The following is a 22,441-nucleotide window of genomic DNA, read 5'->3' on the forward strand; positions in this document are numbered from 1 at the left end:
CCTCGGGGCGGGGCGGCCCTTCCTCGGTGTCCCTGATTTGCGGCTGGGGGGTCAACATGTCCCCGCCATAAGACAGAGTTGCGAGGTTTCAGGCGTATCCCAGGCCTGCTCTCCACTGAATCTCCATGCCTTGGTCAATGCCGGGACATCGAACCGCGCCAGACTGGTAAGTTCGAGCATCTGGCGTGGCGCTGGGCAGGGACTGTTTCCTCTGCGGCCGACCGCGCAGCAGGGGAAGAATGAAGTTCAACCGCAAATGGACGGTGGGCGCCGTGATCGGCGCCTGCCTGATCGCCGGCATCGCGCTGTGGAAAGCCAATGCCAAGCCCGCCACCAAGTACGCAACCGCCGCCGTCACGGTAGGCGATCTGGAGCAGACCGTGCTGGCCGTGGGCCGGCTGCATGCCAAGGAGCTGGTCGCCGTGGGCGCCCAGGTCTCCGGACAGGTCAAGCGCCTGCATGTGGAACTGGGCCAGCAGGTCAAGGCCGGCGACCTGATCGCCGAAGTCGATGCCCAGCCGCAGCGCATCAAGCTGCGCAATGCCGAGGCCTCGGTCACCGCACTGCAGGCGCAGCTGGCCGCGCGGCGCGCGGCCCTCGTCCAGGCCCGGCTCACCTTCCAGCGCCAGCAGGAACTGCTGCAGGCCGACGCCACCTCGCGCGCCGACCATGAGGCCGCCAAGGCGGCGCTGGACACGGCCCAGGCCGAGGTCGGCGCCCTGCAGGCCCAGATCGAGCAGGCACGCACCCAGGTGGAGACCGAGCGCATCAACCTGGGCTACACCCGCATCGTCGCGCCCATGGACGGCGTGATCGTGGCCGTGGTCACCAAGCAGGGCCAGACCCTGAACTCCTTCCAGACCACGCCCACCATCGTCATGCTGGCCAAGCTCGACGTGATGACCGTGCGTGCCGAGATTGCCGAGGCCGACGTGGACAAGATCCAGCTCGGCCAGACCGCATGGTTCACCACGCTGGGCAGCAACCGCCAAAAACACATGGCGAAGATAGAGCGCATCGAGCCCGCACCGACCTCCATCGTCAATGACGCGGGCGGCGGCGCCTCGCCCGCTGCGGCCACGCCCGCCGCCAAGGCCATCTACTACAACGCCCAGTTCGACGTACCCAACCCGGACGGCAAGCTGCGCCCCTCCATGACCGCCCAGGTCACCGTGCGCGTGGCCCAGGCCGACAAGGCCGTGCTGGTGCCGGCCGCCGCACTGGGCAGCCGGGCAGAGGACGACAGCTACACCGTGCGCGTGCGCGACGGCGAAGGCAAGGTCGCCGATCGCAAGGTGCGCATCGGCCTGCGCACCAATGCCCAGGCCCAGGTGCTGTCGGGCCTGGAGGCGGGCGAGCAGGTGGTGATCGGCGAGGCGGGCCCGAACAACGCCCCCGCCGCCGACCCCATGGGAATGTGAGCATGGACCAGCCATTGCTGCAGATGCGGGGACTGCGCAGGGAGTTCCCCGCCGGTGACACCACGGTCGCCGTGCTCAAGGACATCAACCTGACCATCGAGGCCGGCGAGATGGTGGCCATCGTGGGCGCCTCGGGCTCGGGCAAGTCCACGCTGATGAACATCCTCGGCTGCCTGGACCATCCGACCTCGGGCAGCTACCGCATCGCCGGCCGCGAGACCGGCGAGCTGGGCCCCGATGCGCTGGCCGCGCTGCGGCGCGAGCATTTCGGCTTCATCTTCCAGCGCTACCACCTGCTGGCCGACCTCACGGCCCAGGGCAATGTGGAGCTGCCATCGGTCTACGCCGGCACGGCGCCCACGGACCGCCATGCGCGCTCGGCCGCCCTGCTCGAACGCCTGGGCCTGGCCGACCGCATGCAGCACCGGCCGGGCCAGCTGTCGGGCGGGCAGCAGCAGCGCGTGTCCATCGCCCGCGCGCTGATGAACGGCGGCGCCGTCATCCTGGCCGACGAGCCCACGGGCGCGCTGGACAAGGCCAGCGGCGAGCAGGTCATGCGCATCCTGCAGGAGCTGCATGCCGACGGCCACACCATCATCCTGGTCACGCATGACATGGCCGTGGCGGCCCACGCCTCGCGCGTGATCGAGATCAGCGACGGCGCCATCATCGCGGACCGGCGCAGCGCCCCGCACGAAAGCAAGCCCCCGCTGGAGGCCACAGCCACCCCGCGCGCCGCCTCCTGGCGCCAGTTCGGCGACCGCTTCGGCGAAGCGCTGCGCATGGCGCTGCGGGCCATGAACGCGCACCGCCTGCGCACCTTCCTGACCATGCTGGGCATCATCATCGGCATCTCTGCCGTGGTCTCGGTGGTGGCGCTGGGGCGCGGTGCGCAGCAGCAGGTGATGAACCAGATCAGCGAGCTGGGCACGAACACGCTGGACATCTTCCCGGGCAAGGACTTCGGCGACACGCGCGCCGCCGCCATCGAGACCCTGGTCGCCGCCGATGCCCAGGCCCTGGCCGAGCAGCCCTACGTGGACAGCGCCACGCCCAATGTGTCGGTCAGCGTCACGGCGCTGTACCGCGAGAACGCGGCCATGGCCCAGGTGACGGGCGTGGGCTTCGAGCACTTCCGCGTGAAGGGCCTGCGCCTGGCGTCAGGGCGGTTCTTCGACCAGCGCGACGTGGACCTGCACGCCCAGGTCGCGGTCATCGACCAGAAGGCCGCCACCGCGCTCTTTCCCGGCAACCCCAGCCCGCTGGGCGAGGTGGTGATGCTGGGCGAGATGCCCGTGGAGATCGTGGGCGTGCTGCGCCCCGCGCAAAACAGCTTCGGCGGCTCCACGCCCACCTTCTTCGTGCCCTACACGGCGGCCGCCACGCGCCTGGTCGGCAAGTACCACCTGGACAGCATCACGCTGCGCATCAAGGACGAGGTGCCGGCAGAGATCGCACTGAAGGCGGCCACCAGCCTGCTCACGGAACGCCACGGCACCAAGGACTTCTTCGTCTGGAACTCCGACCAGATCCGCCAGGCCATCACGCGCACCAGCACCACGCTGACGCTGCTGGTCTCGGCCATCGCCATGATCGCGCTGCTGGTGGGCGGCATCGGCGTGATGAACATCATGCTGGTGTCGGTGACCGAGCGCACGCGCGAGATCGGCGTGCGCATGGCCATCGGCGCGCGCCAGTCGGACATCCTTCAGCAGTTTCTGATCGAGGCCGTGCTGGTCTGCATCGTGGGCGGCATCCTGGGTGTCTCTCTGGCGCTGGGCCTGGGCCTGGCAGTGAGCCTGTCGGGCTCCAGCTTCCAGCTGTCGTTCTCGGCCGCTTCCATCGTGCTGGCCGTCGCCTGCTCCTCGCTCATAGGCATCACCTTCGGCTTCCTGCCCGCGCGCAGCGCGGCGCGCCTGGACCCCGTCCAGGCCCTCTCCAGAGATTGACATGCATATGCTCAAGACCAGCGCGCTGGCATGCGCCGTGGCCCTTGCGGGCTGCGGCGCCATCACGCGCACCCCCTACGAAGCGCCACAGGTGGCGCTGCCCGCGCAGTTCGAACATGCGCAGGCATCGTCCCCGGCAGCCACGCCCACGCCCATGACCGATGCGTGGTGGCGCGGCTTCGGCGATCCACGGCTCGATGCCTGGATTGACCTGGCGCTGGCGCGCAACCCAGACATGGCCACGGCCGGCATCCGCGTGCGGCGTGCCGCGTTGCAGGCGCAACTGGCAGGCCATGCGCTGCTGCCCCAGCCCAGCGGCAGCGTAGGCACGGGCGCCAGCCGCCCGCTGTCGGGCAGCCAGCGCAGCACCCTGGAGAACGCCAGCGCCACGCTGGGCGTGGCCTGGGAGCTGGACCTGTTCGACCGGCTGGGCGCGCAGCGCGATGCCGCCGTCTTCGAAGCACAGGCCAGCGTGCAGGACAAGGATGCCGTGGCGCTGTCGCTGACCACCACCACGGCCAGCCTGTACTGGCAGCTGGCGCTGGCCAACGAGCGCCTGGACATGTCACGCCAAAGCCTGGAGTACGTGCGCCGCACGATCGACCTGGTGCAGGCCCAGTACCGCAGCGGCGCAGTGTCCGGCCTGGAGCTGCGCGAGGCCCGGCAGGCCCTGGCCGAGCAGCAGGCCCTGCTGAGCCAATACACCCAGGCCCGCGCCGAACTGCGCCAGGCATTGGCCGAATTGCTGCAGGGCGCCGAGCCGCCCGGTGGCGAGCCCCAGGCGCTGCCCGTGGCCGACCTGCCCACCGTGCAGCCAGGCCTGCCCGCCGACCTGCTGGGGCGCCGCCCTGACCTGCGCGCCGCCGAACTGCGGCTGCGCGGCGCCCTGGCCGGCAGCGATGCCACGGCCGCCAGCTACTACCCCCGGCTATCGCTCACCGGCAGCCTGGGCACCTCCAGCAGCACCCTGCTCGATGTGCTGGCCAATCCCGTGGCGGCCCTGGGCGCCAACCTGGCCCTGCCGTTTCTCAATGTGCGCGAGATGCGGCTGAACACCGCCATTGCACGCAGCCAGTACGAAGAGGCGGTGGTCAACTTCCGCCAAACGCTGTACGCCGCGTTGGCCGAAACGGAAAAATCCCTGTCCGCCCGCACCGAACTGGCCCGCCAGGAAGAGGCCCAGCAGCGCGCCACGCAGGAATCCGTGGAAATCACGCGGCTGTACGAGGCGCGCTACCGCGCCGGCCAGGTGCCGCTGCGCACCTGGCTGGACGCCCAGGAGCGCCGCCGCGCAGCGCAGCTGGCCCTGTCCGCGCTCCACCTGGCACGCCTGCAGAACCAGCTCACGCTGCACAAGGCGCTAGGCGGCGGGTGGCCGGCTTCCTGAAGCCACCACCCAGGGTCCGCCAGAGTCAGAACGAATGCGCCATGCCCACGTAGAAGCCGGTCTGGCTGCCGCCTGGCGCCGGGTTGTTGTTGGTGGTCTGCACCGAGAAGTTCGCATTGCCGCCATTGCGCACATTGCCCACGCTGGCGTACAGCAGCGTGCGCCTGGACAGCGCATAGTCGGCGCCCGCCATGAACAGGTTGGCGCTGCCGCCGCCCTTGTTGACCGTGGTGCGGTAGCCCGCGCCGATCAGCGTCAGCGGGCCTGACACCTTGTAGCGCGCGCCCATCCAGTACTGCCGCGCCTTGTCGGGCACGCCGGCCGCGCTGTCGGGCGCGGACAGCTGCTCATAGCCCGCGAACAGCTTGAGCGCGGACAGCGTCACCGTGCCGCCCAGCGTCAGGTTGCGGGAGGTGGTGTAGAGATCACTGAAGCGGCCATTGGCATCGCGGGCCACATCGTAGATGGCGCGCAACTCGAACGTGGGCGCGGTATAGGACACGGACAGCGCATCCTTGCGCAGCCGCGATGCGCCCTGCGGCTGCTCGCCCAGGCCGGTCAGCGCCAGCACGCGCAGTCCGCCCCAGCTGGGCGTCTCGTACGAGATCATATTGTCATGCCCGCCCCAGTTGCGCCCCCGCACCAGCGTGGCCGAGCCGATGAACTGCTGGCCCGTGGGGTCCAGCGCCCAGTGCGCATCCGAGATCGACAGGTCCTTGCCCAGCTTCAGCGTGCCCCAGCCGCTGCGCAGGCCCACGAAGCTGCGGCGGTTGAAGAAACCTGCGCCGTTGAACCTGGCATCGTCGATGCTGAAGCCCGACTCCAGCGTGAACAGCGCATGCAGCCCGCCGCCCAGGTCCTCCTCCCCCTTGAAACCCAGCATGCTCGTGCCCCACTGGTTGCCAACCGCCCGCCACAGATTGCCAGAGCCCCCCGTGGCCGGGTCGTACACATTGCTCTGGTAGTCCACCCCCGCGACCACACGCCCATAGAGCGTGACCGAACTCTGGGCCTGGGCAGCCAGGGCCGTGCCCAGCACCAGCGCGGCCAGGCCCGCGCTGCGGATCATGCGTTTACTCATCTCCCTCTCCTCCTTGACATTGCCGATTGGCGAAAATCCCCGTGGCCGCAGCACGGCCGCCATGGGGAAACAGCTTGAAACCGGTCACCAGCCCTTGTTCTTGTGCTTCTTGTTCTTGCGGGCGCATGCAGTCCCGTGGTTGCGATGCCCTGCAGGCTGCTTTCATGAATTCTCCGCAGGGATGGCGCCAGGCCTGAACGATTGATGCGCAGACCTATGCATTTGCGGCGCGGGCACCCGGGGGTTTTCCCATGGAAGAGGGTCGGAGGGACATTCGGGGATGGGGCATGGCCGCCGGATTCTCAGTCCGCCGCAGCATCTGCCAGCCGGAAGATGCAGGCCATGGGAGTCCACTTGTCGCCGGGCGGTGTCCAGGGCGTGGGCGCCTGGAAGGTCCACATCAGCGCCTCCCATTTGCGCAGCTTCGGGTCGATGGCAGCGGCCAGGGACATGGCGCGGGGGTCATGCACCGCGTCATCGGTTTCCATCACCATCACCATCACCATGCGCGTGCCAAGGCGGTGGGTTTCCATGCCGGTGACGCCATGGCTGCGCAGATGCGCCGCCACCTCAGGCCATGTCCGGCGGTGCAGGGTTTCATACCGGGCCATCAGCGCCGGGGCATCCCTGAGATCGAGTTTGGACGAGATGTTGACGATGGCGCCACGGCTGGCCTGGAGGTGCGGCAGGCAAGGGTGAGCCATGACGAAGTAGTGCACCAGGTTGGCCTGCCGCGAGCGCACGAAGGCGTCGCCCCCTGCGTCCAGGCCCAAGCCTTCATTGATGCCCGCGTTTTTCACCACGCCGTCGATGTGGCCGCAGTACGCCGCAGCGCGGGCCACCATCTCCCCGCATGCCCGTTCATCGACCAGGGCGAGGCGGAAGTGGCGTGCGCGGGGCTGCAGCGCCATGAGCTGCGCCTCGAACCGCGCGGACATGGTGTCCTTGCCGCAGATCAGCGGAACCGCACCTTCACCGGCCAGCCGCAGCGAGATGGCCGTCCCGATGCCGCTGGCACCGTCCGTGACGATGAAGGTCCTGTCTTTCAGGTTCAGGTCCATGCTGTCTCCCATGTGGTTTCAGGTCATGCCTTGCGGCTGCAGGCCGTAGCAGCGCGCGGCGGCGCCACCCCACAGCGCCTAGCGCTCGGACACCGACAGCCGCGAGGACGCCCAACCGTTTATCAACTCAAAGACCGTGACCTGCAGGCTGACGGCCCCAAAACCCTTGCCGCATACCTGCTGCAGTTCCAGCGCCACGGGCATATCGTCTGCGCGCCCGTCTGCCGGGATGCCTGGGCTGCCTGGGCTGCGCACGGTGCACCGCCCAGGCCGTCCCGCTCGCCGGTCATGGCCTCGATCAGCGCCTGCCGGGACGGCTGCGCTACCGGCGCCACCACTGGAGCCAGCGCGGCTACAGCGGACATGAGCCGACAAACCATTGAGGAACATCTGGCCAACGCAGAGGACGTCGATCGCTACCGCGCGCCGGCACTGGACAAGGGGCGGGACATCCTGGAGCTGCTGGCCGAGCACCCCGATGGAATGACGCGGGCCGAGATCGTCAAGGAACTGGGCCGGGGCCCCAGCGAGATCTACCGCATGCTCGAGCGGCTGGTGGCCCGGCAATATGTGATGCGCTCGGCCGGCGGCGACCGCCATGCGCTCAGTCTCAAGATGTTCGCGCTGGCGCACCGCCACCCGCCGGTCAACCGCACGGGGCAGCTATCACCCAACAGGCAAATGCACGCTGAAGGATGAGGGGGCGCTAAGCGAGACTTGCCGGGCGCATGGACGGCCAGGGACGCATGGGCCGCGACTGCTCCCCCAGCTGGTAGACAACCCCATTCCCTCTTTTGCGCAGCCTTGTTATTGGTTAAAGAACAATAGCGTCATCACACTGTGAAGCCACGCATGACCGAACGCAAGGGTTGCAGTTCAGGCGTTGATTATTCTTATGGAAATCGTATAATCAATTACCACTCCACAAATCAAAGCGATGCTAGATTTCAATCAAATTTTTAATTGCCAATTGAATGCAACTCCTTTCCGTTGGGCGGAAATATCTGACCTGTATTCCTCACAGGATTGTGCTTCGCTTGCTCAGACTTATCCATTCGATCACTTCCGGACCATAGAAGCCTATGGGGGAGAAAAGGACTATCGATACGATGCCCGCTCCTTGGTTCCCATGGGCGAAAATTGCATATCTCGCCCAGACTATCTAAGTCCTAGCTGGCTAAGGTTCGCACAAGACTTGATTTCCGAAAATTACCGCAATGCCATGTCATCCCTCACAGGCATCGATTTGTCCGATTTTCCCATGGAGGCGAATCTTTACCACTATGGATCCGGGGCACTTCTCGGGCCACATCGTGATCTTCCAGAGAAAAAGGTTACGCATGTTTTCTATTTCAATGAGCACTGGCTTCCAGCAGACGGTGGTTGCCTTGCAATATTGAACTCATCAGATGCAAAGGACGTCGCAGCCCTTATCAACCCCATTGTCGGGAACTCGGTAGCCTTCGTGCGTTCAGAGGATTCCTGGCATGAGGTGACCCAGGTCTCTGCACGGGTACGTGAATCGCGTCGCAGTGTGACAGTGACTTTCTATCAGCCGGGGTCCATCAGCTCAATGTGGCCACCCGGTTCGGAATTGGAATTGCACGACTATGTTGCAAGCTGAAGCAGCTTGCAACAACCAGCACAAGCGCTGTTTTCATATTGATAAGCATTTCTTCGGCCTGTCTCGAAACTAGAAGCATATGCCCAAAATAGCATTCGGAGACATCGCCAAGCTAATTATTCCATGGCAGCACAGGCATTTGATACAGGCCATTGTCATGCGCGAAATAGATTCGCGCTATAGAAACTCTGTCATGGGTTGGCTATGGTCAATCATCAGCCCATTTTTTACGCTGATGGTTTATACCCTGGTATTCAAGAATGTATTCTCAGTCAAATGGCTCGGAGGTAATGGCTCATCTTTTGAGTTTGCAATTCTCATATTCATTGGAATGACGGTTTTTGGGCTATTCTCAGAATGTGTCACCCGTGCGCCGGCATTAATCACATCCACACCAAACTATGTGAAGAAAATAGTCTTTCCTCTTGAGATCTTGCCATGGACAAGCCTGGGAGTAGCGGTATTTCACATGGGTATCAGCCTGCTGGTCTTGCTTGCTTTCTACAGCCTGGTGATAGGGCTGCCTCATTGGACTGTCATTCTCTACCCCGTGATATTGCTGCCGCTTATACTCATGACGGCGGGACTTTCATGGATCTTCAGTGCCATCGGCGTTTATTTTAGGGATGCGGGGCACATCATTGGTGCGCTACTATTGCCGTTGATGTTTTTGACTCCCATTTTCTATCCGACAAGCACTTTGCCTGCTGAGCTTAAAGGCCTGATCGAACTCAATCCATTGGCTCAAGTCATCGAGAATGCACGAATGGTGCTCTATTGGGGGAAGATGCCGGCTGCGATGCCTTTGCTTGCATCAACTCTTGCGTCCGGTCTTTTCGCCTTCCTGGGACTCTGCTTCTTCCAGAAAAGCCGTGAGGGGTTTGCCGATGTCCTTTGATTTCTCCATCGAGGTTGAAGCGCTGAGCAAATGCTATCGGGTCTATGACAGCCCGCAGGACCGGTTCATACAGATGCTTCCCTTTGGGAGACGTCGACGATTTCGCGAGTTTTGGGCACTGAAGGATATCTCCTTTCGCGTTGCCAAAGGCGACGCCGTCGGAATCATTGGCAGGAATGGGAGCGGCAAATCCACTCTATTGCAACTGATTTGCCGCACACTCAATGCCAGCACTGGAAATATCGTGACCAGAGGCAAGATCGCAGCCTTACTGGAATTGGGCTCGGGCTTCAACCCCGAGTTCACAGGCCGTGAAAATGTCTACCTTAATGGCGCATTACTCGGGATGGACAAATCGGCAATGGATGCCCGCTTTGATGAAATTGCTGATTTTGCAAATATCGGTGATTTCATGGATCAGCCCACCAAAACCTATTCAAGCGGAATGCTTGTTCGGCTGGCGTTTTCCGTGTCTGTATGTATCGACCCGGATATTCTGATCATTGATGAAGCATTGGCGGTGGGAGATGCCTCATTTCAGTTCAAATGTCTCGGGCGGCTGGAGGCACTGGCACAAAAAGGGACAACACTGCTTTTTGTATCTCACGACATGAGCATGGTGAAAAGATTCTGCAACAAGGCCATTTACCTCAGTGAAGGAAGGTTGAAATCAACAGGCTCCCCTGAAGAGATGGCGGAGATGTACTTGCTGGACATGCGCGATGAGCAACGCCAATGGGCCAGCGGCGGCGCCACTCCCGTGGCATTGAAAACCCCGGTGAACGGTGCCCGCATCGCCTTTGGTACTACAGAAGGTGAAATCGTCTCCGCACACTTCAACAATACAGGCAGCCACTACTCATCATTCGTATTTGGCGAGACCATCGACATCAGAATCAATTGTCGATTTCATAAATCCGTCCATTTGCCCAATATCAGCCTCACCGTACAAGAGGCAAGACTTCTTGTGGTGGGTGGAAAAAACTTTCAGATCTCTCCCCGCATGAAGAGCAGTGATTGGCTTGAAGCAAGCCTCACCTTCCGTTTCCCGGCCAGGCTGGCGCCTGGCCGGTATCACATCACCATCAAATTGATGAATGGACATAGTGAAGAGACATCTCTGCTGATCGACAAACAAGTGGGGCTATTGAGCTTTGACACGGTCACCGGGCGCAATACTCCATTTCTCGGAATCGTAGATCTGGGGATTGAGCTGGATACATCGGCGCCCAACAACCAGAAATCAACCTGATAGATCAGGGAGCCCTCATGACACCGACAGCGAAATCCGATTCAAGAAAACTGTTCGAGATCAACGCATCCTCTATCTGAAACAGCATTTCAAGCAATGCCATTGAACGCGGGTTGCTTTCCACAAAATTTCCAGCAATTCCGTGCAAGGCAAATTGCAATATATTCCCACCACAGGGATTGAATGCACATTCAACAAAGTTCTCGGACAGTACTTTTCGTATATCCTGTGACCTGATGGCCTCGGACGGGTCAACCCTTGCCACTTCAATCGGATCGGGCAGTTGGACTGCATGCTGCACCTTTCCAAAATTTTCCACCTGAAAAGACCGACGATACGCCGGCGGCAGCAATTGGAACGCGCTGGAGATGACGGTACGCTGGAATTCGTTGAACGCAAATTGATTTGCCCCGACGTATTCATTGAAAAACACCCATCCCCCAGGCTTCAGTGCAGCACGAACGGATCGGCAAACCAATTCCAGATGCTTTATGTGGTGCAGAGATCCATTGAACCAGACAGCATCGTAGATTCCGCTTCCCAGAGGGACGCTTTGAACATCCCTGACAAAATAATTGATATTGTCTGCACCCATTGAACGAGCCTCGGCTCTGGCAATATCGATGGCGCCAGACGCAATATCAATGGCATCAAACTCTCCAAAAGCGTTCAACCGGAACAGTTCGCGTTCCAGAGAGCCACTTCCGCAACCAATGCTCAACATTTTTGCGGAGGACCGAGGTCGATCAAAAAATTCCTCCATGCAATAGGTTCCCCACCATTCATGCCGGGTACCGGCACAGGCCTGCCTCTGAAAACGCCGCTGTACGGCCGGAATGGCAAGCCAGTACAGCTGCGGAGAAAATGCATCGGAGGTCGCCACATTCTTGGACCAGTGCGCCGCGGTAATTTCTTCGTCAGAAATCATGTGAGCCTTTCGGGGTTGCGATTATTGGTATGGGGCGTCCATGCACCCCACTTTTTCTCGAAATACGCCTGGTTGCGATCCCAGATCGCCTGATACTCACCTGAGTCAATCAGCTTCTTGAACGAAGCCTGTCCATAGTGATGAACAAAGGAGTCTTCCGCACACACAGTTCGATACCCGGCCGACTGTATTCGGCGGCAGTAGTCGTCATCTTCAAACATGCCAATGCCGAATGCTTCATCAAGCTCCCCGATTTCATCGAACACCTCACGACGCATTGCGACGCAAAACATGGCCAATACGGAAATTTCAAAGTGACGCCCCTCGTTTGCAATCGTATAGCGAGCGGCAAACTCGTGCATTTGCTCTATATTGACGTAATCAACGGCGATCTTCGCCTCATTTCCCACGGAGTTGGTTACCGGCCCCACCAGACCTATGTCACTTTTCTGCAAATGCCGAAGCATTGATTCCAGCCAATCGTTGGTGACCACGGTATCGTTGTTGAGGAGTACGACATACTTCCCCTCGGCCTGCGCAATGCCTTGGTTGTTGGCCGCAGCGAAGCCGCGGTTTTGATCGTTGATGATCAATTTCAACTTCAAGCACGGGAATTGACGCTGCATGCTGCGTAGCATGTCACGAGTGTCATCCTGGGAAGCATTGTCCACGATGATCACTTCGTAGTTGGGATACATCGTACGGGCCACAATGCTCTCAATACACTGTCGCGTCAGATCGGCGTTGTTGTAGCTGACAACGACGATGGAACATTTTTCATACAAGGTTTGCAGCGCCTGTTCCATTGAAAGATAGCGGTGGTGCCAGTCATTGTTTTTGGCCAGCTGAATTCTGCGCTGGGTCAGATCTGGATCATTCTCCTTCAGCGCAACCTCGACCTTGTTCAGGAAATCTGCATATTCCCTGGCGAAGTATACGTAGTCTCCATATATTGCCATCTCCTCCAGAGGAACACTGACAACGGGCTTGCCCACGCTTATGTATTCATAGAATTTCACAGGATCCACCGCATGGGTGACCTTGTTCAATTTGAATGGAATCAGGCAGACATCAAAGCCATGCAGATAGCGCGGCATGTATTCATAGGCCTTCTTCCCCAGCAAGTGCACATTAGGTAACCGATCTATTCCAGCCAGATCCTTGACGAAGCAATCGCCGACAAGTACAAAGTTCCATTTCGGGCGGCGTGTCGCCAAGTAATGTACGAGTTGGAAATCAACCCAGGGAGCCAGTGCACCGTAGAATCCGATAACTGGTTTTTCCAAGTGTGCCAGAAGCTCATTCTTCACACAGTTGGATGAGAAAAATTCAAACTCTACCCCGTTTCTGACCAGGATGCACTTCTTGCTGGCGGCCTGCCACTTCTTCTCAAGCAAGGAAGCGGTGACAGTCACCAGGTCAGATTTTTCTATCAGGATTTCTTCCTCCTGGAGAAGTTGCTGGCCTATATCTGGAAAATCCGCCCACTCATCCATGCAATCGTATTGGAGGCGCCAGGCTCGCTTCTTCTGGAGCTCGACCGCCAATGCTGTCCAGTAAGACAAGTGAACAACAATCAGCGCCTCTCTGATTTTTGCGTCCACCATCAACCGTGCCAATGACCTGTTGGCGGCACTCAGATTTTCCTGAGACATCCTGTGCGCATAGAATTCTTCAGAATCATGAAACTCAAGCCCTATTTCATAGATGTTGTATGCCACTTGCTTCATGACATACGGCTCACCTTGTGCCGGCATGATGGAGCGTGCAATATAGAAAATGCGATGTCCCTTGGCCGCAAATTGAGACATGATATGCTGCGGCCGCTGGTAACGGGCAGACCACTCGATATTGGCCAAACAGACAACGTCCATTTTCCCGTTGCTGACCCCAGGGAACAATGACTGCTCATCTCCTTGCAGAGATTGGAGGGTGTGCAGCTGGCTTGACAGCTGGCTCTTGAGTGACTCCGAGTGCAAAAGAGCCTTTACCCGACTGGGTAGCAGCATGTTCCCCAGGTTTCGAGCCAATCGGGAGCGTTCTGCAATCAGATACAAGCCATCGATCATCAGGTATCGGAAGCTTTTCCTTCGCCGCTCAAGAGTCAACTTTAATGCAGCAACTTCGCTCCTGAGCCATGCAATTCCCACATCACGCGACGCAATGACATCTTTGCTATTTTTCAGCTCCCGCTCCAGCTCATCAATGGTCTGTCGCAAGGCAAGGATTTCCCCCCGCGAAATTCCAGATTGCGTCCCCATGTCGGACTGATCATCCTTCCCGTCTGGCATACTTGCAGTGGATGAATATAGCAATTGCTTTTCAGTATTATTTTTCATGGAAATTGATAGGATGGATCAGGTCGAATGGCTGGTTGATGTGACCTCGGACGCTTTTTCAACGAATATCAGCAGGCCTGCACTGACTCAATCAACTTTTCCCTGCAACCCCGCTTCTCCTTTTTCGCTTTTACCTCTCTCAAGAAGAAACGGCAGCGACATCAGGAATTTGTTCATTGCGATCTTTGAACTCGAGCAGCTGGACTTGATGGAATCAGCCACCTGATCCCAATGCTGCTTCACTTCATCCCGGGCATTCTCCATCAAATCCAATGGGCTCATTCTGCCAATACGACTGCTCAGCCAACGTGGATCATCACAATCCATCGTAGACAATGGATAAACGGTTCTGAACCTCGAGAGCGCGGTGAATTTCCCTACTGAAAGATCACTGGGCGTAAATACAGGAATTCCTGCACAAAGTGCCGTTATTGCAAGATGATAACTATGCCCGGCAACACCTTCTGATTCTGCGACCAGTGCTGCGAGAACCATGGGCGATGGCCATTCAGCCAGGCTGTAGGTATTTGGCAATTCTCGATCAATGAATGACTCATGGTCACACAGCACCGGGCCCAGACGCAAGAGAAGAAATTCGAGGTCTGGCAACTCGGAACGAAACCGTTTGATATGGTCTGTGAATTTTTCCAGATTCTGGGTCGCCTGAATGACTATATAAGGCTTCTTCAGGCCCAGTTGCTCCCGAAGAATTCGGGCCTTTTCTTGCGCAGGGTGGCCATTCATATGCTGACCCAACGAAAACGCCGTGTCGGGAACCAGCTTCACACGATCGTGATCCACGAATTGTTCCAGTGCCTTCTTGCTGGGCTCATCCCGTACCGCAATGTAGGAGCTGCACTGCAACACCAAGGAAAGCAATGGATGGCTCCACTGCGGCATTTCATTGCAATGCATGCCCGGAGCGTTCCAGATGACCGGTATTCCAAGCTGGATTCCAATCAAGGCTGGAGTCAACCAATATCCTGTGGGATGATGAATCCACGCTTCAGTCGGCACATATCCAGGCGCAACGAATGAGTCGAAGCGGATGATGAAACCACCACCGATCAAAATGGCATCGAGTTCAATCGCCATATCGGGCAGGTCGGCAAGAGAAGCCACCTTGTATGGCCAATCCTCCAGAGATTTGGCATGGTATGAAAACGGAATCAGTTCCACCGACCCCAGCCGTTGCGAAAGCTCCATCTCCGCAAGTATGGGAAAAAGCAAATCACCATAGTTTTGAACGTCAAAAGTACCGAAGATACCTATGCGCCACGGCCTTTTTCTTTCTTGCGTATCGGACTCAATTTTATTCATATTTCCGCATTCCAAGTGCAGTGCTGCCTTAGCTAAAATAATAATATCTTTAGCGACTTTATTCTCATTACTCTTCGCAAAGTCAATCAGTTGCCGCCATCCAAAATAACAGAGACTCGCCTTATGCTTCTTGCATATTTGATTACTCTTCGATTCCAGAAATATTCTTCAATGGCCTCTTCACAGCGTGACAGCGCACCTTGCAAACCATTCTCCAATCGGAAATCCTCGTAGAAGTTCCCTGTGCTGACCATTTTCAGCAATTCTGAGCATCGATGACCGATATGAGTGCTTTTCTCACCTCTGCTTGGAAAGCCTTGTGTCACGCACGAGAATTTTTCACTGAGATCCTGCAGGCCATGGCGATTCATGAACAGTTCGGAAGCAGCTTCCGTTGTCACAACGGCGGCTTCGACCCGCTTGAACACTATGGTTTCAAAGGCACGGTGAAAGCGGCAGCGCCATTTTGGCGCATGTGGTGCAATCACCGGGTGGGCCAGATCGGCAATGAGGGGTAGCTGGAAGATTTGTTTGCCAGATAAAACCATCGCGGCGATTGACCTGAAACTATCGGGGGAGTTTCGTAAGCGATCAGGAGAATGCGCATGGTCACTATTCATGGATTATTTTTCAGCGTTATTCCAGGCGTAGTCTTTGTCTCGAGATGAATTCAATTTCCTTGCGGGAATTCATTTTTCCATGGGCATGCCGCATACGTCGCGCCACCTCTTACCGCATTTCATGTTACCTCAATAAAAAGCATGGCACCACATCTATCTTCAATATGAAGCAACGGCACAAGCAGCAGCCTGGCTAGCAGTTTCTAAAAACGTGTCGCCTGTGCGACGCCTCATGGCATGGGTTCTCTATCAAAAAATTGATAACCCAATTTCAATAGCTATAAACTATTTGCATTCTGCAGGCATCCAGCCTTGCGAGGGACTTGGCCGGCAACTCTCGTATCAGGCCCTCTCGATCAACGGCTGCGCCCCTCGCCTTGAACCCCAAAGCAAAAACACCGCAGGCACATCAGCGTCTGCGGTGTCAGGGCTGCGATCCAGAATTGGATCGACCGTGGGGAAATATCCGCCTACATAGCACGTTCCCGATCAGGAATCAGCGGATTTCAACGCGCCGTCGTATCGCTGCTGGCCGCCACGATGGGGATATAGAACTCGCCGCCCGCGCGGTTGAATTCCTCGGCCTTGGCCTGCATTCCGGCGGCAATGCCCTCCTGCTCGGCCACGCCCTTGGCGGCGGCGAATTCGCGCACTTCCTGGGTGATCTTCATGGAGCAGAACTTGGGGCCGCACATGGAGCAGAAGTGCGCCACCTTGGCGCTGTCCTTGGGCAGGGTTTCGTCGTGGTAGGCCTGGGCGGTGTCGGGGTCCAGGCCCAGGTTGAACTGGTCCTGCCAGCGGAAGTCGAAGCGCGCCTGGCTCAGCGCGTCGTCGCGGGCGCGGGCGCCGGGGTGGCCCTTGGCGACGTCGGCTGCGTGGGCGGCGATCTTGTACGCGATGATGCCCTGCTTGACGTCGTCGCGGTCGGGCAGGCCCAGGTGTTCCTTGGGCGTGACGTAGCACAGCATGGCGGTGCCGAACCAGCCGATCATGGCCGCGCCGATGGCGCTGGCGATGTGGTCGTAGCCGGGGGCGATGTCGATGGTCAGCGGGCCCAGGGTGTAGAACGGCGCCTCGTGGCAGTGCTTGAGCTGCTCGGTCATGTTGGCCTGGATCATGTGCATGGGCACGTGGCCGGGGCCTTCGATCATGGTCTGCACGTCGTGCTTCCAGGCCAGCTGGGTCAGCTCGCCCAGGGTCTGCAGTTCGGCGAACTGGGCTTCGTCATTGGCGTCCGAGGCGCTGCCGGGGCGCAGGCCGTCGCCCAGCGAGAAGCTGACGTCGTACTGCTTCATGATGTCGCAGATGTCCTCGAAGTGCTCGTACAGGAAGCTCTCGCGGTGGTGGGCCATGCACCACTTGGCCATGATGGAGCCGCCGCGCGAGACGATGCCCGTGCGGCGCTGGGCCGTGAGGTGGATGTAGGCCAGGCGCACGCCGGCATGGATGGTGAAGTAGTCCACGCCCTGCTCGGCCTGCTCGATCAGCGTGTCGCGGAAGATGGGCCAGGTCAGGTCCTCGGCGATGCCGCCCACTTTCTCCAGCGCCTGGTAGATGGGCACGGTGCCGATGGGCACGGGCGAGTTGCGGATGATCCAGTCGCGCGTGGTGTGGATGTTCTTGCCCGTGGACAGGTCCATCACGTTGTCCGCGCCCCAGCGGATGGCCCAGACCAGCTTCTCGACCTCTTCCTCGATGCTGGAGGTGACGGCCGAGTTGCCGATGTTGGCGTTGATCTTGACCTTGAAGTTGCGCCCGATGGCCATGGGCTCGATCTCGGGGTGGTTGATGTTGGCCGGGATGATGGCGCGGCCGCGCGCCACTTCGTCGCGCACGAACTCGGGCGTGATGATCTTGGGGATGGCGGCGCCCAGGCCGTTGCCGGCCAGGCGCGCCTCGCGCGCGGCGTCCTGCTGGTACTCGGCCATCCATTCGCGGCGGCCGTTCTCGCGCAGGGCCACGTATTCCATCTCGGGCGTGATGATGCCCTTGCGCGCGTAGTGCATCTGGGTGACGTTTCCGCCGCTCTTGGCGCGGCGCGGCTGGCGCTGCAGCGATGCGGCCTCGGCCCGCAGGCGGGCCACGCGCTCGTCTTCCTCGCCGCGCTTGCCGCCGTCGTCCAGGGCCTGGCGCAGGCGGCCGGCGTAGTACTCGCTGTCGCCGCGCGACTCGATCCAGGCATTGCGCACGCCCGGCAGGCCGCTGCGCACGTCGATGGCCACGGCCGGGTCGGTGTAGGGGCCCGAGGTGTCATAGACGCTGACCTGCTCGCCATTGGTCAGCTGGATATCGCGCACGGGCACGCTCAGGCCGGCATGCAGGCTGCCTTGCAGATAGCTCTTGGTGGAGGCCGGGAACGGCTTGCGCGACTGCGCCAGCAGGTCGGAAAAACGCTGTGCGTCTGGAGCTTCGCCGGCTGCGGGGGTGAAGATGGAATCGGGAGCGTTCATGTCGGGTTCCTTGCGTTCAAAGCGTCGATCAACAACGCTCCGGGAACCGGACACTCCTTGGGCTGTGCCAAAGGCCGCGCACCGGGCTATGCCAGTGTGGGCCTGCCAGGGCCGTATGGCCTTGGCCCCTGCTTGCCACGCACGCCAAGGCGCACGAGCAGCCTTGGGTGGCAAGGGCCGATGTGCGTTGGATGGGGCCTGTGCGGCCTGTACCTGTATCCGCCGTGGCGGACTTCCATCCTCTGACTTCGGCCCCGCTTCAGGGTCCCGCTCTTCTTCCGCCGGTATCAACCGGATCAAGTTCGTCGGGTTCGCCGCCTGGCCCATGCAGCGCATGGACCGGTTGGCATCTCAGTGCATCAGCACACCCCGGAGCAGAGCGCAGTATAGGGGATGGCAAGGCGCCCTTGCCCTGCGGGTTTGCCCAGGGGCCTTGAAAGCCCTGCTCAGTCGAAGCCGCGCATCTGTGCCCATTCGGCCATCGGAGCGCGCGTGGCGCGCCAGCCGTTGATGGGGGCTTCCTTGTCCTCGTAGCCCAGCGCAATGCCGAAGGCCACGTGGTAGCCCTCGGGCAGCGCCAGCGCCTGGGTCACGGCTTCGTTGTAGCGGCGCCAGAAGCCCTGGGCGCAGGTCGCCAGGCCATTGGCGCAGGCCAGCAGCATGAAGGACTGCAGGTAGATGCCCAGGTCCACCCACTGCGGCAGGCCCATGCGCTCGTCCACCGCCACGATCAGGCCCACGGGCGCGCCGAAGAACTGGCCGTTGCGCGCCAGTTGCTCCAGCCGCGCGGGCTTGTCGTCGCGCGGAATGCCCAGCGACTGGTACAGCTCCTCGCCATTGGCAAAGCGCCGGCTGCGGTAGGGCTCCCAAAGGTTGGGCGGGTAGGACAGTCCGGGCTGGGCGTCCTGGGGCTCGGCCTCGGCAACGGCGGTGAGCAGCTGCTGCAGCGGCTCGCCCGTCAGCGCCAGCACGCGCCAGGGCTGCAGATTGCCGCCCGAGGCCGCTTGTGCCGACTGTTCCATCAGGGAGCGCACCAGCGCCGCATCGGGCGACTGGGGCAGGAAGGCGCGCACGGAGCGGCGCGCATGCAAGGCCTGTTCAACGTTCATGCTGGTCGGAGTCTCCGGTCTTCTTGGGGGATCTTTGGTGATCTTCTGCAGGCCTACTTGCCCATGATCTGGTCGATCTTGTCCTTCTGGAACGCCTGCGGGCGCTCGGACTCGCAGGGCACGCAGTCGCCCACCTTGCTGCCGGCCGAGAGCTTGGCAATAGCCTCCCATAGCAGCGCGATCTGCTGCTCATGCGCGGCCGCGCCATCGCTCAGGCCGCGCATGGCCTGGGCCACGGGGTCCATTTCCTGGGTGATGCCGTAGGCCGTGAACGGCTGGGGCGCGGCAGAGGCCGGGACCTTGATGGACTCGGCCTTGGCCGATGCCAGGTCGTGCTCGGTCACGTCGGCGCTGTGGCCGTTCTTGCTGGCGATGATGCGTGCCGGAATGCCCACGGCCGTGGCGCCTGCGGGCACGGGCTTGATGACCACGGCATTGCTGCCGATCTTGGCGCCGTCGCCCACCTCGAAGCCGCCCAGCACCTTGGCGCCCGCGCTGACCACCACATCGCGGCCCAGCGTGGGATGGCGCTTGGCACCCTTGTACAGCGAGGTGCCGCCCAGGGTCACGCCGTGGTAGATGGTGCAGCCGTCGCCGACCACGGCCGTCTCGCCGATGACGACGCCCATGCCGTGGTCGATGAACACGCGCTCGCCGATGACGGCGCCTGGGTGGATCTCGATGCCCGTGAGCCAGCGGCCGATGTGCGAGATGAAGCGCCCCAGCCACTTGAGGCCATGGTTCCAGCACCAGTGCGCCGGGCGCTGCAGCCAGATCGCATGCAGACCCGGATAACAGGTGATGACCTCCCAGGTGCTGCGTGCCGCAGGGTCGCGGTCGAGGATGCACTGGATATCGGAGCGCAGGCGGTCAAGCATCTAGGAGCTGGTTATTGTTGACAAGACCGCTCAGTCTAGCGTTTCGCTGGAGTGCTCTGCAGCATCGCCTTCGCAACACCGCGCAGGATGTGGATTTCCTCGGCGGTCAGTTGCGAGCGGTTGAAAAGCTGGTTGAGGCGCGGCATGAGCTTCTTGGGCGCGGCCGGATCCAGAAAGCCGATGTGGGCCAGCGCCTGCTCCCAATGGCCCAGCATGCCGGCCACCTGGGCCGCGTCGGCGCGCTGCGGCGCGGGCGTGTGCTCCACCACGGGAAAGCCGCCCAGCGCCTGGCGCCATTCATAGGCCACGACCTGGATGGCTGCCCCCAGGTTCAGCGAACCGAACTGCGGATTGGACGGAATCGACAGCGCCACATCGCTGCGGTAGACATCGTCGTTGCTCATGCCGAAGCGCTCGCAGCCGAACAGGAAGGCCACGCCCGACTGGTTGCAGCGCGGCGCGGGAGCCGGTGCGGACACGGATGCATCGGCCGGCGCCGCCGCTTCATCGGGCACATCGGGCACATCGGGCACATCGGGCGCAGCCGGCGCATCCAGCACATCCAGCGCCCCGCTGAGCAGCAGCTCGAAATGCTGGCGCGGCGTGCGCGTGGGCGGGCCGAAGTCGCGCGGCGTCATGGCCGTGGCGCACAGGTGGCTGATGCCGTCCAGCGCCTCCTCCAGCGTCTCGACCACGCGCGCATTGCCCAGCACGTCCAGCGCGCCGCTGGCCCGCTGGATGGTCTCTTCCTTGCGCAGCACGTTGGGCCAGCGCGGGCGCACCAGCACCAGGTCGTCAAAGCCCATGGTCTTCAGGGCGCGGGCGGCGGCGCCCACATTGCCGGCGTGGCTGGTTTCTATCAGTACGAATCGGGTTTTCATGGCGTCGCTGGCCTGCCGGCGCCGGCAGAGCCCCCAAGACGGGACAGGTTGCGCAGCACAAAACGGACAAGGCGGGTAAAATTGCGCGCTATTGTCGCCGCCCCGCATCGCCGGACGCGGCTTTTTCCGTTCTTACCCGCGTCAAACAGCCTGCTTTTGCCAGAGAGGACCGTCCTCTCCTTGCACAGCCGCTGCTCCGCCAACGCCTCACAATCTATGTCGACCAACCTGCATCCCATGCTCAACGTGGCCATCAAGGCCGCACGCGCCGCCGGCGCCATCATCAACCGCGCGGCTCTTGACGTGGAATCCGTGCGTGTCGCACAAAAGCAGGTCAACGACTTTGTGACCGAGGTGGACAAGGCGGCCGAGCAGGCCATCATCGAAACCTTGCTGGGCGCCTACCCGGGCCACGGCATCCTGGCCGAGGAATCGGGCAACGAGTTCGGCGCCAAGAACTCCGACTACGTCTGGATCATCGATCCGCTGGACGGCACCACCAACTTCATCCACGGCTTCCCCGTGTACTGCGTGAGCATTGCCCTGTCCTTCAAGGGCAAGGTGGAGCACGCCGTGGTGTACGACCCCTCGCGCAACGACCTGTTCACGGCCACGCGCGGCCGCGGCGCCTACCTGAATGACCGCCGCATCCGCGTGTCCAAGCGCATCCAGCTCAAGGACAGCCTGATCTCCACCGGCTTCCCCTTCCGCCGTGGCGACAACTTCAAGCAGTACATGAACATGCTGGGCGACGTGATGCAGGAAACCGCAGGCGTGCGCCGCCCCGGCGCCGCCGCGCTGGACCTGGCCTACGTGGCAGCCGGCTTTGCCGACGGCTTCTTCGAAAGCGGCCTGCAGATCTGGGACGTGGCCGCCGGCAGCCTGCTGGTGACCGAGGCCGGTGGCCTGGTCGGCAACTTCACGGGCGAGGCTGATTTCCTGGAGCAGAAGGAATGCTTGGCGGGCAATCCGCGCATCTATGGCGCCCTGGTCGGCATCGTTGGCAAGTACAGCAAGTTTGCTTCGGCTGGTGAGAAGGCGGGTGTGCGGCAGGCTTTGGCGGATTCGGGTGAGGCGGCTCCGGCTGCTGAGGCTGAGGCTGCTGAATCTGAGCAGCAGCCTGAGGCCTGATTTCGGCTTCTCCTGTCTCTCGTGAAAACAGCTCCTTCTAGGGGGCTGTTTTTCATTGGGCCTTTGGATTTGGGTACTTTGTTTTTGACCCTGCCGGGGGGTTGTTTTTCGA

The 22,441-nt window shown here is 60.9% G+C and carries 17 protein-coding genes, 2 pseudogenes and 1 riboswitch; of the genes and pseudogenes, 8 read left to right on the plus strand and 11 right to left on the minus strand.

The features are described 5' to 3' along the window. The first annotated feature begins 239 nt into the window (after window positions 1-239). The 3 genes from ACFPFG_RS08545 to ACFPFG_RS08555 are packed head-to-tail and all read left to right on the plus strand — an operon-like array spanning window position 240 to window position 4,757. On the plus strand, window positions 240-1,421 hold the full coding sequence (locus ACFPFG_RS08545; protein WP_380106039.1) for an efflux RND transporter periplasmic adaptor subunit: 1,182 nt from the start codon (window positions 240-242) through the stop codon (window positions 1,419-1,421). Between the two features lie 2 nt (window positions 1,422-1,423). Next, window positions 1,424-3,370 carry a MacB family efflux pump subunit gene (locus tag ACFPFG_RS08550; RefSeq protein WP_380106041.1) on the plus strand — a complete coding sequence of 649 codons (1,947 nt, stop codon included), beginning with the start codon at window positions 1,424-1,426 and terminating at the stop codon, window positions 3,368-3,370. A gap of 1 nt (window position 3,371) precedes the next feature. Continuing rightward, the gene (locus tag ACFPFG_RS08555; protein WP_380106043.1) at window positions 3,372-4,757 is read left to right on the plus strand and encodes an efflux transporter outer membrane subunit; all 1,386 of its coding nucleotides are present in this window, start codon (window positions 3,372-3,374) and stop codon (window positions 4,755-4,757) included. Between the two features lie 25 nt (window positions 4,758-4,782). Here ACFPFG_RS08555 and ACFPFG_RS08560 read toward each other — a convergent pair whose 3' ends face one another. The 3 genes and pseudogenes from ACFPFG_RS08560 to ACFPFG_RS08570 all read right to left on the minus strand — a co-directional run. Further along, window positions 4,783-5,838: a porin gene (locus tag ACFPFG_RS08560; protein ID WP_380106045.1), complete on the minus strand. Its 1,056-nt coding sequence runs from the start codon at window positions 5,836-5,838 to the stop codon at window positions 4,783-4,785. 302 nt (window positions 5,839-6,140) lie between these two features. Next, window positions 6,141-6,488, minus strand: a complete 348-nt coding sequence (locus ACFPFG_RS08565) for an L-rhamnose mutarotase (protein WP_374618843.1) — start codon at window positions 6,486-6,488, stop codon at window positions 6,141-6,143. Further along, window positions 6,483-6,911: pseudogene (locus ACFPFG_RS08570) on the minus strand (SDR family NAD(P)-dependent oxidoreductase); the annotation flags it as partial. The pseudogene ACFPFG_RS08570 and the gene ACFPFG_RS08565, both read right to left, overlap by 6 nt. A gap of 351 nt (window positions 6,912-7,262) precedes the next feature. On the opposite strand from ACFPFG_RS08570, the pseudogene ACFPFG_RS08575 reads away from it, so the two are divergent. From ACFPFG_RS08575 to ACFPFG_RS08590, 4 genes and pseudogenes are all read left to right on the plus strand, one after another. Next, window positions 7,263-7,553: pseudogene (locus ACFPFG_RS08575) on the plus strand (helix-turn-helix domain-containing protein); the annotation flags it as partial. Between the two features lie 283 nt (window positions 7,554-7,836). Beyond that, window positions 7,837-8,523, plus strand: a complete 687-nt coding sequence (locus ACFPFG_RS08580) for a 2OG-Fe(II) oxygenase (RefSeq protein ID WP_183020946.1) — start codon at window positions 7,837-7,839, stop codon at window positions 8,521-8,523. 79 nt (window positions 8,524-8,602) lie between these two features. Continuing rightward, window positions 8,603-9,421: an ABC transporter permease gene (locus tag ACFPFG_RS08585; RefSeq protein WP_183020945.1), complete on the plus strand. Its 819-nt coding sequence runs from the start codon at window positions 8,603-8,605 to the stop codon at window positions 9,419-9,421. Next, window positions 9,411-10,673 carry an ABC transporter ATP-binding protein gene (locus ACFPFG_RS08590; RefSeq protein ID WP_380106047.1) on the plus strand — a complete coding sequence of 421 codons (1,263 nt, stop codon included), beginning with the start codon at window positions 9,411-9,413 and terminating at the stop codon, window positions 10,671-10,673. Before ACFPFG_RS08585 ends, ACFPFG_RS08590 begins: the two co-directional genes overlap by 11 nt. A gap of 4 nt (window positions 10,674-10,677) precedes the next feature. Here the strand turns inward: ACFPFG_RS08590 and ACFPFG_RS08595 are convergent, their stop codons facing one another. The 8 genes from ACFPFG_RS08595 to ACFPFG_RS08630 form a co-directional block, all read right to left on the minus strand. Further along, window positions 10,678-11,601 carry a class I SAM-dependent methyltransferase gene (locus ACFPFG_RS08595; protein WP_380106049.1) on the minus strand — a complete coding sequence of 308 codons (924 nt, stop codon included), beginning with the start codon at window positions 11,599-11,601 and terminating at the stop codon, window positions 10,678-10,680. After that, complete coding sequence (locus ACFPFG_RS08600; protein ID WP_380106051.1) at window positions 11,598-13,940, minus strand: glycosyltransferase; 2,343 nt, start codon at window positions 13,938-13,940, stop codon at window positions 11,598-11,600. Before ACFPFG_RS08600 ends, ACFPFG_RS08595 begins: the two co-directional genes overlap by 4 nt. An 87-nt stretch (window positions 13,941-14,027) precedes the next feature. Then, window positions 14,028-15,260, minus strand: coding sequence for a polysaccharide pyruvyl transferase family protein (locus tag ACFPFG_RS08605; RefSeq protein WP_380106052.1), 1,233 nt, complete (start codon window positions 15,258-15,260; stop codon window positions 14,028-14,030). An 86-nt stretch (window positions 15,261-15,346) separates the two neighbouring features. After that, complete coding sequence (locus ACFPFG_RS08610; protein ID WP_197957017.1) at window positions 15,347-15,880, minus strand: hypothetical protein; 534 nt, start codon at window positions 15,878-15,880, stop codon at window positions 15,347-15,349. A 506-nt stretch (window positions 15,881-16,386) separates the two neighbouring features. Continuing rightward, complete coding sequence (gene thiC / locus ACFPFG_RS08615; RefSeq protein ID WP_034368871.1) at window positions 16,387-18,330, minus strand: phosphomethylpyrimidine synthase ThiC; 1,944 nt, start codon at window positions 18,328-18,330, stop codon at window positions 16,387-16,389. Window positions 18,331-18,586: 256 nt separating this feature from the next. After that, window positions 18,587-18,712: riboswitch (TPP riboswitch) on the minus strand. Window positions 18,713-18,776: 64 nt separating this feature from the next. Next, window positions 18,777-19,439 (minus strand): nitroreductase, encoded by a 663-nt coding sequence (locus tag ACFPFG_RS08620; protein WP_380106054.1) that lies wholly within the window; start codon window positions 19,437-19,439, stop codon window positions 18,777-18,779. 53 nt (window positions 19,440-19,492) lie between these two features. Beyond that, window positions 19,493-20,317 (minus strand): serine O-acetyltransferase, encoded by an 825-nt coding sequence (cysE, locus tag ACFPFG_RS08625; RefSeq protein ID WP_013803521.1) that lies wholly within the window; start codon window positions 20,315-20,317, stop codon window positions 19,493-19,495. 35 nt (window positions 20,318-20,352) lie between these two features. After that, on the minus strand, window positions 20,353-21,198 hold the full coding sequence (locus tag ACFPFG_RS08630) for an RNA methyltransferase (RefSeq protein WP_380106057.1): 846 nt from the start codon (window positions 21,196-21,198) through the stop codon (window positions 20,353-20,355). 216 nt (window positions 21,199-21,414) lie between these two features. Here ACFPFG_RS08630 and ACFPFG_RS08635 point away from each other — a divergent pair, with 216 nt between their 5' ends. After that, window positions 21,415-22,329: an inositol monophosphatase family protein gene (locus ACFPFG_RS08635; RefSeq protein WP_016453855.1), complete on the plus strand. Its 915-nt coding sequence runs from the start codon at window positions 21,415-21,417 to the stop codon at window positions 22,327-22,329. Window positions 22,330-22,441 lie beyond the last annotated feature (112 nt).

The organism is Delftia deserti (assembly GCF_042653485.1).
In the GTDB taxonomy this organism is placed as follows: Bacteria; Pseudomonadota; Gammaproteobacteria; order Burkholderiales; family Burkholderiaceae_C; genus Comamonas; species Comamonas acidovorans.

What these genes read in the sequence shown, in the direction of transcription:
- ACFPFG_RS08545 (WP_380106039.1), top strand. Translation starts at nt 240, where the DNA reads ATGAAGTTCAACCGCAAATGGACGGTGGGCGCCGTGATCGGCGCCTGC.
- ACFPFG_RS08550 (WP_380106041.1), top strand. Translation starts at nt 1,424, where the DNA reads ATGGACCAGCCATTGCTGCAGATGCGGGGACTGCGCAGGGAGTTCCCC.
- ACFPFG_RS08555 (WP_380106043.1), top strand. Translation starts at nt 3,372, where the DNA reads ATGCATATGCTCAAGACCAGCGCGCTGGCATGCGCCGTGGCCCTTGCG.
- ACFPFG_RS08560 (WP_380106045.1), bottom strand. Translation starts at nt 5,838, where the DNA reads ATGAGTAAACGCATGATCCGCAGCGCGGGCCTGGCCGCGCTGGTGCTG.
- ACFPFG_RS08580 (WP_183020946.1), top strand. Translation starts at nt 7,837, where the DNA reads ATGCTAGATTTCAATCAAATTTTTAATTGCCAATTGAATGCAACTCCT.
- ACFPFG_RS08585 (WP_183020945.1), top strand. Translation starts at nt 8,603, where the DNA reads ATGCCCAAAATAGCATTCGGAGACATCGCCAAGCTAATTATTCCATGG.
- ACFPFG_RS08590 (WP_380106047.1), top strand. Translation starts at nt 9,411, where the DNA reads ATGTCCTTTGATTTCTCCATCGAGGTTGAAGCGCTGAGCAAATGCTAT.
- ACFPFG_RS08595 (WP_380106049.1), bottom strand. Translation starts at nt 11,601, where the DNA reads ATGATTTCTGACGAAGAAATTACCGCGGCGCACTGGTCCAAGAATGTG.
- ACFPFG_RS08600 (WP_380106051.1), bottom strand. Translation starts at nt 13,940, where the DNA reads ATGAAAAATAATACTGAAAAGCAATTGCTATATTCATCCACTGCAAGT.
- ACFPFG_RS08605 (WP_380106052.1), bottom strand. Translation starts at nt 15,260, where the DNA reads ATGAATAAAATTGAGTCCGATACGCAAGAAAGAAAAAGGCCGTGGCGC.
- ACFPFG_RS08610 (WP_197957017.1), bottom strand. Translation starts at nt 15,880, where the DNA reads ATGAATAGTGACCATGCGCATTCTCCTGATCGCTTACGAAACTCCCCC.
- thiC (WP_034368871.1), bottom strand. Translation starts at nt 18,330, where the DNA reads ATGAACGCTCCCGATTCCATCTTCACCCCCGCAGCCGGCGAAGCTCCA.
- ACFPFG_RS08620 (WP_380106054.1), bottom strand. Translation starts at nt 19,439, where the DNA reads ATGAACGTTGAACAGGCCTTGCATGCGCGCCGCTCCGTGCGCGCCTTC.
- cysE (WP_013803521.1), bottom strand. Translation starts at nt 20,317, where the DNA reads ATGCTTGACCGCCTGCGCTCCGATATCCAGTGCATCCTCGACCGCGAC.
- ACFPFG_RS08630 (WP_380106057.1), bottom strand. Translation starts at nt 21,198, where the DNA reads ATGAAAACCCGATTCGTACTGATAGAAACCAGCCACGCCGGCAATGTG.
- ACFPFG_RS08635 (WP_016453855.1), top strand. Translation starts at nt 21,415, where the DNA reads ATGTCGACCAACCTGCATCCCATGCTCAACGTGGCCATCAAGGCCGCA.